This window comes from Micromonospora olivasterospora, assembly GCF_007830265.1.
Classification (GTDB): Bacteria; Actinomycetota; Actinomycetes; order Mycobacteriales; family Micromonosporaceae; genus Micromonospora; species Micromonospora olivasterospora.
Genome location: NZ_VLKE01000001.1, coordinates 6,212,715 through 6,226,255 on the forward strand (window position 1 = coordinate 6,212,715; position 13,541 = coordinate 6,226,255).

Below are 13,541 nucleotides of genomic sequence, written 5' to 3' on the forward strand. Positions count from 1 at the left end.
GACTGAAATGAACTGACCCACGGACCGGGGCCTGGCCGTGTTGGGAAGTATGAGGGCACTTCAAATCACGAAGCCGTGGCGCGTCCTGGTTCGCCGGCAGCAGGCGTGGCCGGCAGATTCTGTCACTGATTCACGAGGCGTGCCGCAGCCGGATGGCCTTCACCCAGTCGACGGCCAGCCGCCACTGCCCGACCTCTTGGCGGTACCGGTGCCAGATGCGATGAGGTACTGCCTGGTCGAGTGGACGCCCGAGCAGCTCGCCACCCGGGCGGACGAGGCGATCGATGTCCTTGCCGAGGCGCCGGGCCATGGCCCGGCGATGCGGGATGGCAGCCGTCGGCAGTTGGTCGAACACCTGACGATGCCCGGGTTCCGAGCGGTGGCCATTCTGGGGCCGCTGGCCGACATCGTCGGATTCGGCTACGGCTATCTGTGTCGGCCTGGCCAGCGGTGGCGAAACTGGGCGGCCGGTGCGATGCCGGTCGTCGCCGATCGCAGGCGGTGGCTCGACGACGCCTACACCGTATCCGAGCTACAGGTCCGCCCGGCCCGCCAGGGCGGAGGGCTGGGTGAGGCAATGCTGCGCGGCATGCTGTCATCGGCCGGCACGCGGACGGCAGTGCTGTCGACGGCGGAGACGGCCGAGGCGCGGTCGCGGGCGTGGCGGCTGTATCGGCGGATGGGATTCCGTGACCTGCGCCGCGGGCTGGGCTATCCCGGCGACCCGCGTTCGTTCGCCATCCTCGGCCGCGATCTGCCGTGGCGGGACGGTTCGGGGTGCACGGGGGATCGCGGTGCGTGGCCGGCAGTGAGGAGGTAGCGCAATGCTGAGGCACCGGACCCTGCTGCTCGCCGGAGTTCTGTTCGCGTCGGCGCTACGGACGGTTGCCGACTGCGGTCACTGGGGCTACGCGCGGCTGGCGGTGCTCCGCGGACGTGGACCGCGCAGCCGGTCATCGACAGAGACCTTTCATATCAACTTCGCCACGGATTGATCCACGCACGCTTTGCAGTACGTGCACACAGGGACGCGAAGGGGCGCCGCGCCGAGGCGCCGGACTTCGAAACCATCCCTTTCACAGTGGAGTGACCGACGTGAACAGAACCCTCCGAAGGCTACTCTCCCTGGCGGGCGGCCTGCTGCTCGGCATGCTCGCGGCGCTGGTGGCGGTGAGCCCCGCGGCAGCGCATCAGACCCGGGTCAGCGGGGCCGCGGTGTGCCAGCCGGACGGCACGTATGAGATCACCTGGCAGGTAAACAACGGCAGCTGGGAGAACAGATACGCTCAGATCACCAAGCTCGTCGCGCGACCGCAGGAGCCGATCGACGGGATCAAGGTGGGCAGCGCGATCAGCGCCGACACCGACGGCAACGGTCCGAAAGGTGTCGTAACCGGCGTGCAGCGGGTGCCGGGCACGACGACGAGTGCCACCCTGACGGTGTCGGCGACCTGGTTCGAGCGCAACGGCGACCGTACCGGCATCTCCAGCACCGACTCCGGCCACGCCGCTGGCCTCAAGGGGACGTGCAGGAAGACACCGCAATGCGTCGGCATGGCACAGGCCACGTACAAACATACGTTCGACGGCGCGAAGGGCCGGGCGACGATCGAGCTCGCCGGTGACCTGCCCCTGTGCAAGGATCAGAAGCAGGAGTTCCTCCTCGTCTCCTACTTCGCGCCGAGCGCCGAGGCGAGTTGGCCGCAATACGCGCACGACCACCACATCGCGGCGATCGACGCCACGCACCGTAAGGTTGAGCTGAAGGTCGACGTGCCGAAGTGCTACACCCAGATCGACCTTGTCTGGGGCGGCAAGAGCGAGCTGATCACGCCAATGTTGGCGAAGGGCAAGCGCTACGGCGACAAGAAGCTGGGCAGCAAGGGCAAGCCCGGCAACCGCTCCGCCGGCCCGCTCGGCGCCTACAACGGCGGTGCCGTGTCCTGCGCACAGCCGAAGGCCACCTTCGTGCCGGCCTGCGACGGGTCGGTCACCGTCCATCTCAGCGGTGGCCGCTATCCGGTGACGTTCCGGGTCACCGCGGCCGGTGTGGACCGTGCTGCCGAGGTGCCCGCGGGGAAGTCGGTGAAGTTGCAGCTGCCGGCGGGCACGGGCCCGATCGTCGTAGCCGAGCGGGGCAAGGAAGTGGCTCGTTATCTCTGGTCGCGGCCGTCGACCTGCGGGCTGCCCACGATGTCCACCGAGTCGACCTGCACCGAGCTGAAGGTGACCATCACCCATCCGGGTCAGGGGATGCCGCCGATGGAGGCGGTCGCCAGCTATGGCACGCAGGACAGGAAGATCACGGCCTCCGACGGGAGATCGGAGACGGTCGTCTTCGCCGCCGGACGAGAGCGCGTCGTCAATGTGGTATTTGACGGCGACGACTACAAGCTGATCGGTGAGTACGAGGACCCGGGCACCTGCGAGAAGCTGCCGGCGACAGGTGCGATGACCGCCCGGATCAGCCTCATCGGAGTCCTGATGGTCGCCTTCGGGGCGGCCCTGATCATCTTCGTGCGCCGCAGAAAGACGTCGACCGACGAGCGCTAGTCAGTGCGCGTCCACCACGTTCGCCGGGTGGCCGGTGGTGGTCGTGGATCCTCGCCTTGGGAGCGAGCGGCCCCACCGACAAGTGATGCGGTGGGCGCCCGCGCGGACCAAATGTTCCTTGAGTCGCCCATGGTGGGCGGCAGAGGCCACGTCGGGACGGGCCGGCGCCGGGGTAGGTGCCGGCCAGTCCCGACGTGGCGCGATGACCGAACGCTCCCATCAGCAGTGCCTACGATGATCGCACGTAGGAACAGCCGCGCAGCACCTGGACCAGCTTGTCGAACATGACGCGGTCATCGATCCGCCTACGGTGGTAGCCCAGGTGCTGTCCGGCATGGACGCCGCCGCGTTGACGCGGTTGCGGCAGGCTCGGGCCGACTCGCGGGAGTTGGCGTGGGCGCAGATGCTCTCTACTCGCGGGAGAACGCATCACGCACGTGGAAGAAAACCTATCGCCGAACGGCTAGCCGACGCCACCGATCCGGTCAGCAGCAGCCGACGTCGGGGTACTTCGCGCGTACGCGCTGGGCGGTCCGCAGTCCGCCGTCCGCGCCTGGCGGCAGCCGAATGTCCATGACGGCCACATCGACAGCAACTCCAGCACCGACGATCTTGTGACCCGGTATACCGGAGCGTATCGTGGTGGCGCCGTTAACCAGCCACGACGTTGTTGCATGGTAGCGGCGGCGGGCTCGGCGAGGGGACTCTGGTATGTATGGGGTGGGCATCGACCTGGGTACCAGCTTCACCGCCGCAGCGACAGCCTCCGCCTGGGCCCTGGACATGGTGCCCCTGGCCGGGCAGGCGATCGTCACCCCGTCGGTCGCCTACCTCGACGAACAGGGCGCGCTGCTGACCGGTGAGGCGGCCGACCGCCTCGGCCTGCAGAACCCCAGCCGGATGGCGCGGGAGTTCAAACGCCGCCTCGGTGATCCCACCCCGGTGATCCTGGACGGGGCGCCATACTCCCCCACCGCCCTGATGGCCGCCCTGCTCCAGTCCGTGGTGGACACCGTCAGCCAGGCCCAGGGCGCCCCACCCGACCGGATCGTGCTGACCCACCCGGCCGTGTGGGGCCCGTACCGGCGCGAACAGTTCGCCGAGATCCCTCACCTGGCCGGCCTGCCCCGCCCACACACCGACCCGGGACGGGCAGCCCGGTCCGACGGCCCGACCGTCATCACCATCACCGAACCGGTCGCCGCGGCCACCTACTACTGCTCCACCCAACCACTCCCCCCCGACGGCCTGCTGGCCGTCTACGACCTGGGCGGAGGCACCTTCGACAGCGCCGTGGTCCGCAACGGCCGCGACGGACTGGAGATCATCGGCACCCCCGAAGGCATCGAATGGCTCGGCGGCGCCGACTTCGACCAGGCGATCATGGACCACGTCGACCGCCAACTCGACGGCGCGATCACCGCCCTGGACCCCACCGACCCCGGCACCCCGGCGATCCTGGCCGCCGTCCAACGCGACTGCATGCTCGCGAAAGAAGCCCTGTCCACCCGCGACAAGGCCGACATCACCGTCCCCCTGCCCGGCTCCGACCGGCACGTAACCGTGACCCGGGAAGCGTTCGAGCAGATGATCACACCACCCGTGGAAACCACCATGGAAACGTTCCGGCGGACCCTCACCGCCGCCGGCATCACCATGCAGGACCTCACCGCCGTGCTCCTGGTCGGCGGATCATCCCAGATCCCCCTGGTCACCCAACTACTACGAGACACACTGCGGCGACCAATCATGACCAACACCCACCCGAAACACGCAGTCGCCCTCGGCGCCGCCATGCTCAGCTCCGACACCCACACCGCACACCCCATCCCCGCACCCCGCATCCCCACAACCCGACGAACCAAGCCCAACACACCAACCACCACAACGGCCCGAACCAGCGCACCACCCACAGCAGCCGAACACGACAGCGGCGAGCACCGCCTTGTTGGTCGGCACGTAGCACCCGGTTCGGTCACGCCCGCGCCCGCAGCCGGCGCCCCGGCCCCGAAGGCGAAGCGCGGCGCGAAGCACCGGGCACGGTCCGCGGCCAATCCGACACAGCCGGTCACCGGCCCTACCGGCGACACCCACCCAGCCGACCTGCCGTCACCGGCGCGACGGCAGTGGTCACGGCTCGCGAACGCGCGCCTCGTCGTCACGCTCGTCGTGGTCTTCGGTCTGCTTGGCGTAGCGCTCGTGTCCGGGAACGACGCCCCGAGCCACCGGCCACAGGTGTCCAGCGCGACGTCCGAAACCAACGTCCCGAGCGAGCGGCCGCAGGCGCCCAGCGCAACGCCCGCAACCATCGCCCCGAGCAAACGGCCGCAGGTGCCCAGCGCAACGCCCGCAACCATCGCCCCGAGCAAACGGCCGCAGGCGCCCAGCGCAACGCCCGCAACCATCGCCCCGAGCGGCCGGCCAATGCTCAAACTGGAGGACGTCCAGGTACACAAACCGTCGAAGCTGACCTCTGTCCGCCCCGCGGTAGTAGGTACCAAGCATTTCGTCGACCGGTCACCCGTCTTCACCAGCGTTCCCGCCCCGCTCACCGGAGCAGTACTGATCCCCGGCTCCAGCAACGACAAGCGACTGACCGCCCCGGCGGACTACCTGGTCTTCGACGTCACACACGACGCCACCGTCTACGTCGCCCTCGACAGACGCGGAGCACCGGACGTGGACAACTGGTGGCCCGCCTGGCTGAACCAGCAGGGCTTCAAACGCACTGACATGATCATCCCAACCAACGACAAGGACCAACGCCACTTCGTCGTGTTCGCCAAAAAGGTGCCGGCCGGACGCGTCACACTCGGACCGAACGCGGCAACAAGCGTGTACTCCACCGGATACATCACGCTCGTAACCGCTGATTGATGATGATTACGTCGCAACGTCACTGAACGTCCACTACCGGACCGGGCTGTTTCGCGGGCCGCCAGGTCTCATCGAATCTGGACGAACCATCTGGACGTTCTTGGGGAAGGACTCAGAAACAGATGACCACGGAAAGCTCAGTCCAGTTGGCCGGCATCGATCCCTCCATCCCCACTGCTGCGGGCATGTACGACTACTACCTGGGCGGTAGGAACAATTTCGCAGCCGATCGCCGAGCCGCGAACAAGGTGATCGCAGCGGCTCCCGAGGTGATTCTCATGGCCCGGGAGAATCGCGGGTTCATCCAACGCGCGGTGCGATTCCTGGCCCGCGACGCGGGCATCCGCCAATTCCTCGACATCGGCAGTGGCATGCCCACCCAAGGCAACGTCCACGAGATCGCCCAAGCTGAGGCGCCAGACGCACGCGTGGTCTACGTCGACAACGATCCGCAGGTGCTGGTCCGCTCGCGTGCCTTGAAGACCACCGAAGCCAAGACCACGAGCGTGATCACGGCGGACCTCCGCGACCCGGATGCCATCCTCAACCACCCCGAGACCCGGGCGCAGATCGACTTCGACCAGCCGATGGCCATCCTGCTGGTGGCCGTCCTTCACTTCATCGACGACGAAGCTGACCCGTACGGGATCGTCGCCCGCCTCCGCGACTCGATGGCCCCGGGTAGCTACCTGGTCATCAATCACGCCACCGCCGACCCCAGGCCGGGCAACGCTGGCGGCGCCGCAGAGGTCTACAAGAACACCAAGTATCCGGCCACCCACCGCACGCGCGATCAAATCGAACGCTTCTTCGACGGCGCACCCCTCATCGACCCCGGCCTGGTGTTCGTTCCGGAATGGCGGCCCGACGTCGAAACCGACATCAGCCCAGAGGAGGTCTGGATCCTCGGCGGCGTAGGCCGAAAGCCGACCGTGGACTAACTTCGATCGTTCACGGATCTGAGGGGTCGGCCTGACGTCACCGAGGGTGCGTGGCCGGCGGTGCAGCCGGAACTGCACATCTCGCTTAGTGAGGACCCACAGGGAAGGCGCCCGGCATGGGACAACAAGAGGCACTCCTCGAAAACCCTCGACACGAATCCGAGCTACGTCAGCCGCTTACCTTCGAACAGCATGGTGTCGACCGTATCCCGGAAGCGGAGCGGAAGAGTACGCCGTGGACGTTCTTCACCGTCTGCACCGGGGCCAGCTTCACCCTCGGGAGCGTGGCGTTCGGCTGGCTCCCGGTCTCGTTCGGGCTCAGCTTCTGGGCATCGCTCACCTCAATCACGGTGGGCACGCTCATCGGGCTCGTTCCACTCGTACCGCTCATCGTCATCGGCTCACGCACCGCCACCAACAATTCCACCTCGAGCGGGGCTCATTTCGGTGTACGGGGCCGACTGATCGGGTCCATCATCGGGCTGGGCATGATGTTGCTGGGCACAGCCATCGCTATCTGGTCCAGCGGCGGTGTACTCGTCGCGGGCGCGGCCAGGCTCCTCCATACGCCGACGGGGAGCGGTGCCCTTGCGCTGACCTACACGGTTCTCGGCCTCCTTTCGGTGCTGATCGCGGTATACGGGTACCACCTGCTCGTCCGGACCACGCTGATCCTGATGGTCTTCGGCGTGCTCACCACGCTGCTACTGGTGGCGGCCTTCGCCGGCCACGTCGACGTGGGGTATCGGGGCGGTCAGTACGCGCTCGGCAGCTTCACCAGCACCTGGCTGCTGTCGGTGTTCGCCGTCGGCGTCGGTGGCGTCATGACGATGAGTACGATCGCCGGCGACTGGACCCGCTACATATCGTCCCGCCGCTATCCGACGTCCAGGCTGCTGCCTGTCGGCCTGCTGGCCGTGGTCCTGAGCTACATCGTGCCCATGGGGATCGGCGCGCTCGTGAGCACGGCGTTCGTCGACCCGTCGGCACCCTTCCCGCAGAGCTTGGTGACCGCGGCGCCCGGTTGGTATGCCATCCTGCTCATCCCGATGGCCCTCTTCGGTGGCCTGGGCTGGACGGCGTCGAACGTCTACAGTTCGGGGCTCGACCTCAGCGCCATCGTCAGCCGGCTGACCCGGGCGAACGCGACCACGATCGTGAGCATCGTCAGCGTGGGGCTGGTACTCGCCGGCTCGCTCGTGTGGAACGCTGCTGACTCGCTGTCCGCGATCTCACTCATCCTGCTTGCGGCCAGCGCACCATGGGCCGCGGTCATCGGCATTGGTTACCTGCGGTGCGGTGGACGATACCTCCCCGACGACCTTCAGGTGTTCAACCGGCGGCAACGCGGTGGCGCGTACTGGTACACGAACGGCTGGAACGTGCCCGCCGTTGTCGCCTGGGCGGTGGGGTGCGGATTCGGACTGCTCACCGTGCGGACCACGCTCTACACCGGCCCGTTGGCAAACATAGCCAACGGCATCGATGTGAGCTTCGTGGGTTCGTTCCTCCTCGCCGGGGCGCTGTATCTCGGCCTGGAGACCCTGCGCCCTGGCGCCGGTACCACGTCCCAGGCGCCGGTCACCCCGAGCACCCCGGTCATCCAGAACACCACGCCGTGAGAAGGCGGGGGCGTACCCGAGGACGTCGGGTACGCCGCCCACCGAACCCGCCAGCCAAGGGAGTCCGCGGAACATGGCAGCATCGGCTGTTCCCGAGAACATCGGCCTTCCGGAGAGCGCCAGTCTCGCCGAGCCGGAGTACACATCCGGAGCCAGATGGCTGCGACCGTCGGAATGGCCCACCGAGGCCGATCCCTATTTCCAGCCCAGGCCTCTCGACAGCAGCACCACTCCGGCGATCATCAGCCGGTACGACGACGTGCTCGCGGTGATGCTCGATCCCGAGGACATCTGGCGCCGTGAGATACCACCAGCACTCTTTCCGCTCGATGATCGTCATTGCATCATGGGCGCCTCCTGGATGTTGGACGGTGAGGTACACAAGCGGCTGCGCCGAACGCTGCGGCAGATCAACCGCGGCTCCACCGACCGAACGCGTAGGTTCACCCGGACGCTCACCGGAATGTTGCTCGCCAGGTTGATGAACGAGCCGCCGCCGTGGAACCTCTCCCGGGTCATCGATGACGTATCCATGCGGGTCATCATCGAGTGCACCCTGCAGGCACCGCCCCTCCTGGTCCACGCGGTGCGGCTTCGGCAGCTGTGGCACGAAGCGGGCGCTGCCAGCGACGGCTACTTCGGCATGGCACGCCAGCCCGAGTTCGAAGCGATCCTGCAGCTCGTGACCGAGGAACACCACGACCTGCCCGATGGGCTGGCCCGTCACCTGGTCGATATGCGGGACTCCGGTGTCATGACCGACAGCCAGCTCATGAGTCAGCTGGGGATGCTGGTCGTCAGCTACGAAACGCAGGCCGCCTCGGCCGCGAGCCTGATCGGCATGCTCCTTGAACACGACCTGTACGGGTACGCCCGCCAGGCCACCGCGCATCCCGAACTCATGCGGCGAATCGTCGCCGAGGGTAGCCGGCGTGGCCTCTCCTTCCCCACAAACCTCATGACGCCGTCGAGACCGGTAACCATCGACGGCCAGACGCTTCCCGCCGGGGAGCCGGTGCTTGTGTCCTACGCGGCGGCAAACATGGATCCGATCCGCTTCGGCGCTTCGGCGAGTCGTTTCGACCCGCGGCCCTCGCGGCCCACACACCTCGCGTTTGGTCAAGGGCCGCATCGCTGTCAAGGAGAGACGGGCGCCGAGCAGTTCGTGGAGGATGTGTTGGTGGCAATGCTGACCCAGCTGCCGGACGACGTTCAACTCGACCACGACGGGAAGGTACTCCGCGAGACCGCGGGCATCTCGTGGACGATCCCGCGCCTGCTGGTGAGCCCCCGTCCCGGATCGTGACCCACGATCGGCCGTACGCGACAGGACCCCCGTCGCCCCCCGCTTGACGTTTCGAAGCCACTCCGAGTCTCCTACTGCGCATTCGCCAGCTCACGGGCGATGTCGACCCGCGAATGGGCCCCGAGCTTCGCCAGGATGTGGGAGACGTGGGTTTCCACGGTACGGCGGGACAGGAACAGTTGGGCGGCGATGTTGGGATTGGACTGTCCCGCGGCGACGAGGTCGGCGATCTTCCGTTCGGTGGTGGTGAGGGCTTCCCAGCCGATGGTGGGCCGACGGCGCGGTCCGCGGCGGCCACGGCGGATGCCGTGCGGCCGTATGCGGGCGTCGGCGCGCATGATGTCCCAGGCCGCATCGAGCGACGTGTAGACCTCGATGGCCTGCGCGTACGCGGCCCGCGCCGGCAGCTGGTCGGCGCGTTCGGCGTACAGCACGGCGGCGTCCTCCAGTGCCTGCGCGCGGAACAGGGGGTAGCCGATGCGGTGGAAGATGTCGGCGGCGGCGAGGATCCCCGCGGGGTCGGCCGCCAGCAGGCCCGCGCAGTACCCGGCCGCGGCGGTGGTCGCGGGAGATCCCTGCCCCTCGGGGGCGTTCGCCCGGGCCGCGGCGGTGGCGGTGGTGCGATCGCCGCAGACCAGCGCGAGGCGGACCACGTCGGCCAACCACATCGGCGTGTCCGGGGTCAGTTGCGGAAACTCGCGCTTCCCCTCGGGATCGAACACGGCCAGCAGGCGAGCCAGCGCCTCGCCGGGCCGGCCCTCGCGCTCGGCGGCCAACGCCCAGGCAACCAGCAGAAGGTCGGCGTACAGGCGCAGGCCGTTCCCGGGGCTCGCCAGCTCCTCGACGCCGGTGAACTCCCGCTCGGCCGCCGGCAGGTCGTCGCGGTGAACCGCGATCAACGCCCGCACCCCGCGCCCGGCCAGCCGGTACGTCATGTCGATCGGCAGGTCGGCAGAAGCCTGTAGCTCCGCCAGCGCCTCGTCCCACCGCCCCCGGTAGAAGTTGTAGTCTGCGATCTTCGCCCGCAGATGCCCCAGCCGGGGCGGAGTGCCGGCACGTTCGGCGAACACCATGGCCTGGCCGAATGCGTCGTCGGCCTCGGCTGGCCGTCCCAGGTTGTCGAGGCCGCCCGCGCGGTTGATCATCAACAGCAGCCGCAGGTCGGCGACCGGCGGCTCGTCCCCCAACACCGCCAACGCGCGATCGATGAGCGCCACCTGCGCCGCCACGTTCCGCTGCTGGTTGTGCTCGATGAGGGCCAGGGTGTGCAGGGCGTATCCGGCCGCCAGCCGGTCACCGGCCCGGTGCCCCTCGGCCTCGGCCCGGGCGGCGGCCGCCCGAGCCTCGTCGAAACGCCCGACGCCGATGAGCGCAAGGGCGCGCAGGGCGTACAGCCGGGCGGTCCAGACCGCCGACAGTCCCGGCCGCTCCAGCGTGTGCTCGGCGACCTCAACGGCCTGCTCGTACCGCCCCATGCGCATCAGCGCGTACCCAAGGGTCCAGGCCACCCGGGCTGTCACCATGGGATCGCGGCTGAAGGCCAGCACCGGATGGGCCAACTGCTCGACCTGCTCGTTGTCGCCAAGCTGCGACAGCGCGACCGTAAGGTCGGCATCCAGCCGTTCCCGGCGCGGATCGTCGTCAACCGCGTCGCGAACCCGGGTCAACAGGTCGACGGCCACCCGCGGCGCCCGGTAGGTCAACGCCGCAGCTTCCCGGGCCACCCAGTCGATCATCCACTCGTCGGCCCGCACCGGTCCGGCGAGCAACTGCTCGGCCACCCGCTCCACCGGCGCCCCCGCGCCGGCCAGCGCCCGAGCCGCCTGCCGATGCAGCGCCGCCCGCAGGCTCGCCGGCATCGCCTCGTACAGCGCCTGCCGGATCAGCCCGTGCCGGAACACCAGCCGGTCCCCCGACGCCGCCAACATCCCGCCCGCCAGCGCCTCATCCACCACGACCATCAACTCGGTCGCCGGCTGCCCGGCCACCACCCCCAGGTCATCGACCGTGAACGCGGAACCCAACACCGCCGCCAGCCCCAGCACCGACCGGGTCCGCTCCGGCAAGAACCCCAACCGCCGCCCGATCGCCTCCGGCAACGACCCCGGCCACTCCCCCGCACCCGTCAACTCCGCCACACCCGCGACCACCGTGATCCGCGCCTCCCGGACCAACGCGTCGACCGCCTCGCGGGCGTACAGCGGATTTCCCCCCGCCTGCCCCGTCAGCTCACTCAACGCCCCGCTCGGCACCGCGCCCACCAGTTCGCCCACCACCTCGACCACCTGGGGCGCCGACAATGCCCCCAGCGGCAGCACCGTCGCCCCCCGCTCCACGAGGTCACGCCGCGTTGCGGCCACTTCTGCTCGGCGTGGCACCGGCCGGGACGCCGCCACCAGCAACAACGGCGCCTGGGCGGCGGCCCGACCCAACCGCGACCACACCGACAGGCTCGCCTCGTCCGCCCACTGCGCGTCGTCGAGCACCAGCACCACCGGCGTCATCGAACACAACCGGTCCACCAGCACCAGGACCTGCTCGGCCAACAACGCCGCCACATCCCGCGGCGTCACCAGCTCCGACCTTCCCTCCCCCTGCAACAGCCCCGCCAACGGCGCCCGCAACGGGTCCACCGAGTCCCGCCCGACCAGCAGCGCATCCAGCAACACCTGCAACGGAAACGGCGGCAGCAACTCCGGCGCAGCCCCCGTGTACACCGCACACCCCAGCCGCGCCGCCTCGGCTGTCGCCGCCGAGATCAGTGTCGTCTTCCCGATCCCAGGTTCGCCGTCCACCCACACCATCCCGCCTCGGCCCCCGGCCACCCCCACAATCAGCTCTCGCAAGACCGCCAGCTCGACGTCCCGACCGACGATGGCCGAGGCAGGTGAACGCATGCCGACACGATAGGGCGGCCACCGCCGCAACGTGAGGCCACCTGGTGGGGAGTGTGCCGATTTCCGTGTTTGGGCCTGTGGTGCGACCGGGGCACCTGTGTCGCTACGCCTGCCGCACCTCGTGCCCTATCGGATCGCCGGCAGGGCGGCCGGCTCTCCCCTCAACGTGAGATTCCAGGCCAGCACCGCCTCCACCGGATCGGCCACGGTCGTGATGCCGGTGCCGCCGGTGAGTCCGACGTAGGCCCGCCCGGTACCGACGACCAGGCGCAGGTCGACCGACTTCGTCAACAGCGGCTTGGCCGGGCGGAAGCCGGACTTCCTGTTCACGTAGACCCTCAGCCTGTGCATCCTGGCGTCGTAGTCGATCCACACATTGACGACGCCCTTGCCATACAGGCTGAAGCCCGGCTCCTTCCACACAAGATGCTGGGTGATGTCACCGTTCCTGGTCACCGCGACGTGCTGGTGGTCGACTGGGTCGAACCTGTTGGCCCACGTGTCGAACTCGACCGCCAGGCTCGGCTGGATCCGCGGCCGGCCGGTGTTCGGCCGGGCGCCGTACCCGAGCCCTTCGCCACTGGCCCCACGCGCGTTGGGGGACTCGCCCTGGACCACGAACGCGATCCCGTCGCTGATCTTGGTGATCTCGAAGGAGAATCCCGTGCTGAAGGAGCGCGACGGGTCGATCCTGGTGGTCGCCCACGCGCTGCCCGCCGTGTCCCGCCCGGATGCCAGCACCAGCCGCCCGCCCGCGACGGTCGCCGACCCGTTGAGCCGGAGGTTGGCGGTGTCGGGGAAGCCATTGAACGAGAAAACGGGCGTCACCTTGCTCATCGGCGTCCGAACCGTCGGTGGCTGGTTCTGGCGGACTGCCAGTGGTGACATCGGCGCGGCCTTCGTGTGCTCGGGGATCGCCGTGGACGACGAGGTCGCGCTCGTCAGCACCGGGGCGAGGGACCCGTCGAGGGGGGCCGCCTTCGGGATCTCGGCGGCGTTGCTCGCCGAGATCGCGGGAACACCGACCGCAGCGGCCACCACGACCGCCGCCACCCTCGCGACGCCGCGCCGCGAGATCTGCCCTCGGGACGAGGGCCGGGCGGTCCGGTCAGAACGCGCGAACATCACATCCAGCTCCTGCCTTGTGAGCCCATGCCCGTGTCGTCATCGAGCTACGCACCCTGCACGGATGGGGAGCGGGTCGCGGTTCACCGCGAACGAATCGGGTTTCGGCCGGCAGGCCGATGATGCTGGCGGCAGCGCCGGCCGGGGCGCATCGCACCACCCGCCTTGCTAATTCGTATTAGCGTCTTGACGCCGCCGAGACGGCGCGCGCAAACTCGTC

At 68.7% G+C, this 13,541-nt stretch carries 9 protein-coding genes; 6 read left to right on the forward strand and 3 right to left on the reverse strand.

What is annotated here, in order from left to right; genetic code table 11:
* Positions 1-130: 130 nt before the first annotated feature.
* A complete protein-coding gene (locus JD77_RS33060) occupies positions 131-310 on the reverse strand; it encodes a hypothetical protein (RefSeq protein WP_211372892.1) in 180 nt (59 codons plus the stop codon).
* Between the two features lie 33 nt (positions 311-343).
* On the opposite strand from JD77_RS33060, the gene JD77_RS28135 reads away from it, so the two are divergent.
* The 6 genes from JD77_RS28135 to JD77_RS28165 all read left to right on the forward strand — a co-directional run bounded on the left by JD77_RS28135 (position 344) and on the right by JD77_RS28165 (position 9,299).
* Positions 344-820: a GNAT family N-acetyltransferase gene (locus JD77_RS28135; RefSeq protein WP_246141039.1), complete on the forward strand. Its 477-nt coding sequence runs from the start codon at positions 344-346 to the stop codon at positions 818-820.
* Positions 821-1,086: 266 nt separating this feature from the next.
* A complete protein-coding gene (locus JD77_RS28140) occupies positions 1,087-2,553 on the forward strand; it encodes an LPXTG cell wall anchor domain-containing protein (protein ID WP_145776900.1) in 1,467 nt (488 codons plus the stop codon).
* A 711-nt stretch (positions 2,554-3,264) separates the two neighbouring features.
* Positions 3,265-5,430, forward strand: coding sequence for an Hsp70 family protein (locus JD77_RS28150; protein WP_145776901.1), 2,166 nt, complete (start codon positions 3,265-3,267; stop codon positions 5,428-5,430).
* Between the two features lie 122 nt (positions 5,431-5,552).
* Positions 5,553-6,371, forward strand: a complete 819-nt coding sequence (locus JD77_RS28155) for an SAM-dependent methyltransferase (protein ID WP_145776902.1) — start codon at positions 5,553-5,555, stop codon at positions 6,369-6,371.
* 116 nt (positions 6,372-6,487) lie between these two features.
* Positions 6,488-7,993 carry a purine-cytosine permease family protein gene (locus JD77_RS28160; protein ID WP_145776903.1) on the forward strand — a complete coding sequence of 502 codons (1,506 nt, stop codon included), beginning with the start codon at positions 6,488-6,490 and terminating at the stop codon, positions 7,991-7,993.
* A 73-nt stretch (positions 7,994-8,066) separates the two neighbouring features.
* Complete coding sequence (locus JD77_RS28165) at positions 8,067-9,299, forward strand: cytochrome P450 (protein WP_145776904.1); 1,233 nt, start codon at positions 8,067-8,069, stop codon at positions 9,297-9,299.
* A gap of 71 nt (positions 9,300-9,370) precedes the next feature.
* Here JD77_RS28165 and JD77_RS34885 read toward each other — a convergent pair whose 3' ends face one another.
* Positions 9,371-12,196, reverse strand: a complete 2,826-nt coding sequence (locus tag JD77_RS34885; RefSeq protein WP_145776905.1) for an ATP-binding protein — start codon at positions 12,194-12,196, stop codon at positions 9,371-9,373.
* 126 nt (positions 12,197-12,322) lie between these two features.
* Positions 12,323-13,321 (reverse strand): L-type lectin family protein, encoded by a 999-nt coding sequence (locus JD77_RS28175; protein WP_145776906.1) that lies wholly within the window; start codon positions 13,319-13,321, stop codon positions 12,323-12,325.
* Between the last annotated feature and the right edge of the window lie 220 nt (positions 13,322-13,541).

Coding starts and splice junctions, on each gene's coding strand:
- JD77_RS33060 (WP_211372892.1), bottom strand. CDS start 310: ATGGCCCGGCGCCTCGGCAAGGACATCGATCGCCTCGTCCGCCCGGGT.
- JD77_RS28150 (WP_145776901.1), top strand. CDS start 3,265: ATGTATGGGGTGGGCATCGACCTGGGTACCAGCTTCACCGCCGCAGCG.
- JD77_RS28155 (WP_145776902.1), top strand. CDS start 5,553: ATGACCACGGAAAGCTCAGTCCAGTTGGCCGGCATCGATCCCTCCATC.
- JD77_RS28160 (WP_145776903.1), top strand. CDS start 6,488: ATGGGACAACAAGAGGCACTCCTCGAAAACCCTCGACACGAATCCGAG.
- JD77_RS28165 (WP_145776904.1), top strand. CDS start 8,067: ATGGCAGCATCGGCTGTTCCCGAGAACATCGGCCTTCCGGAGAGCGCC.
- JD77_RS34885 (WP_145776905.1), bottom strand. CDS start 12,196: ATGCGTTCACCTGCCTCGGCCATCGTCGGTCGGGACGTCGAGCTGGCG.
- JD77_RS28175 (WP_145776906.1), bottom strand. CDS start 13,321: ATGTTCGCGCGTTCTGACCGGACCGCCCGGCCCTCGTCCCGAGGGCAG.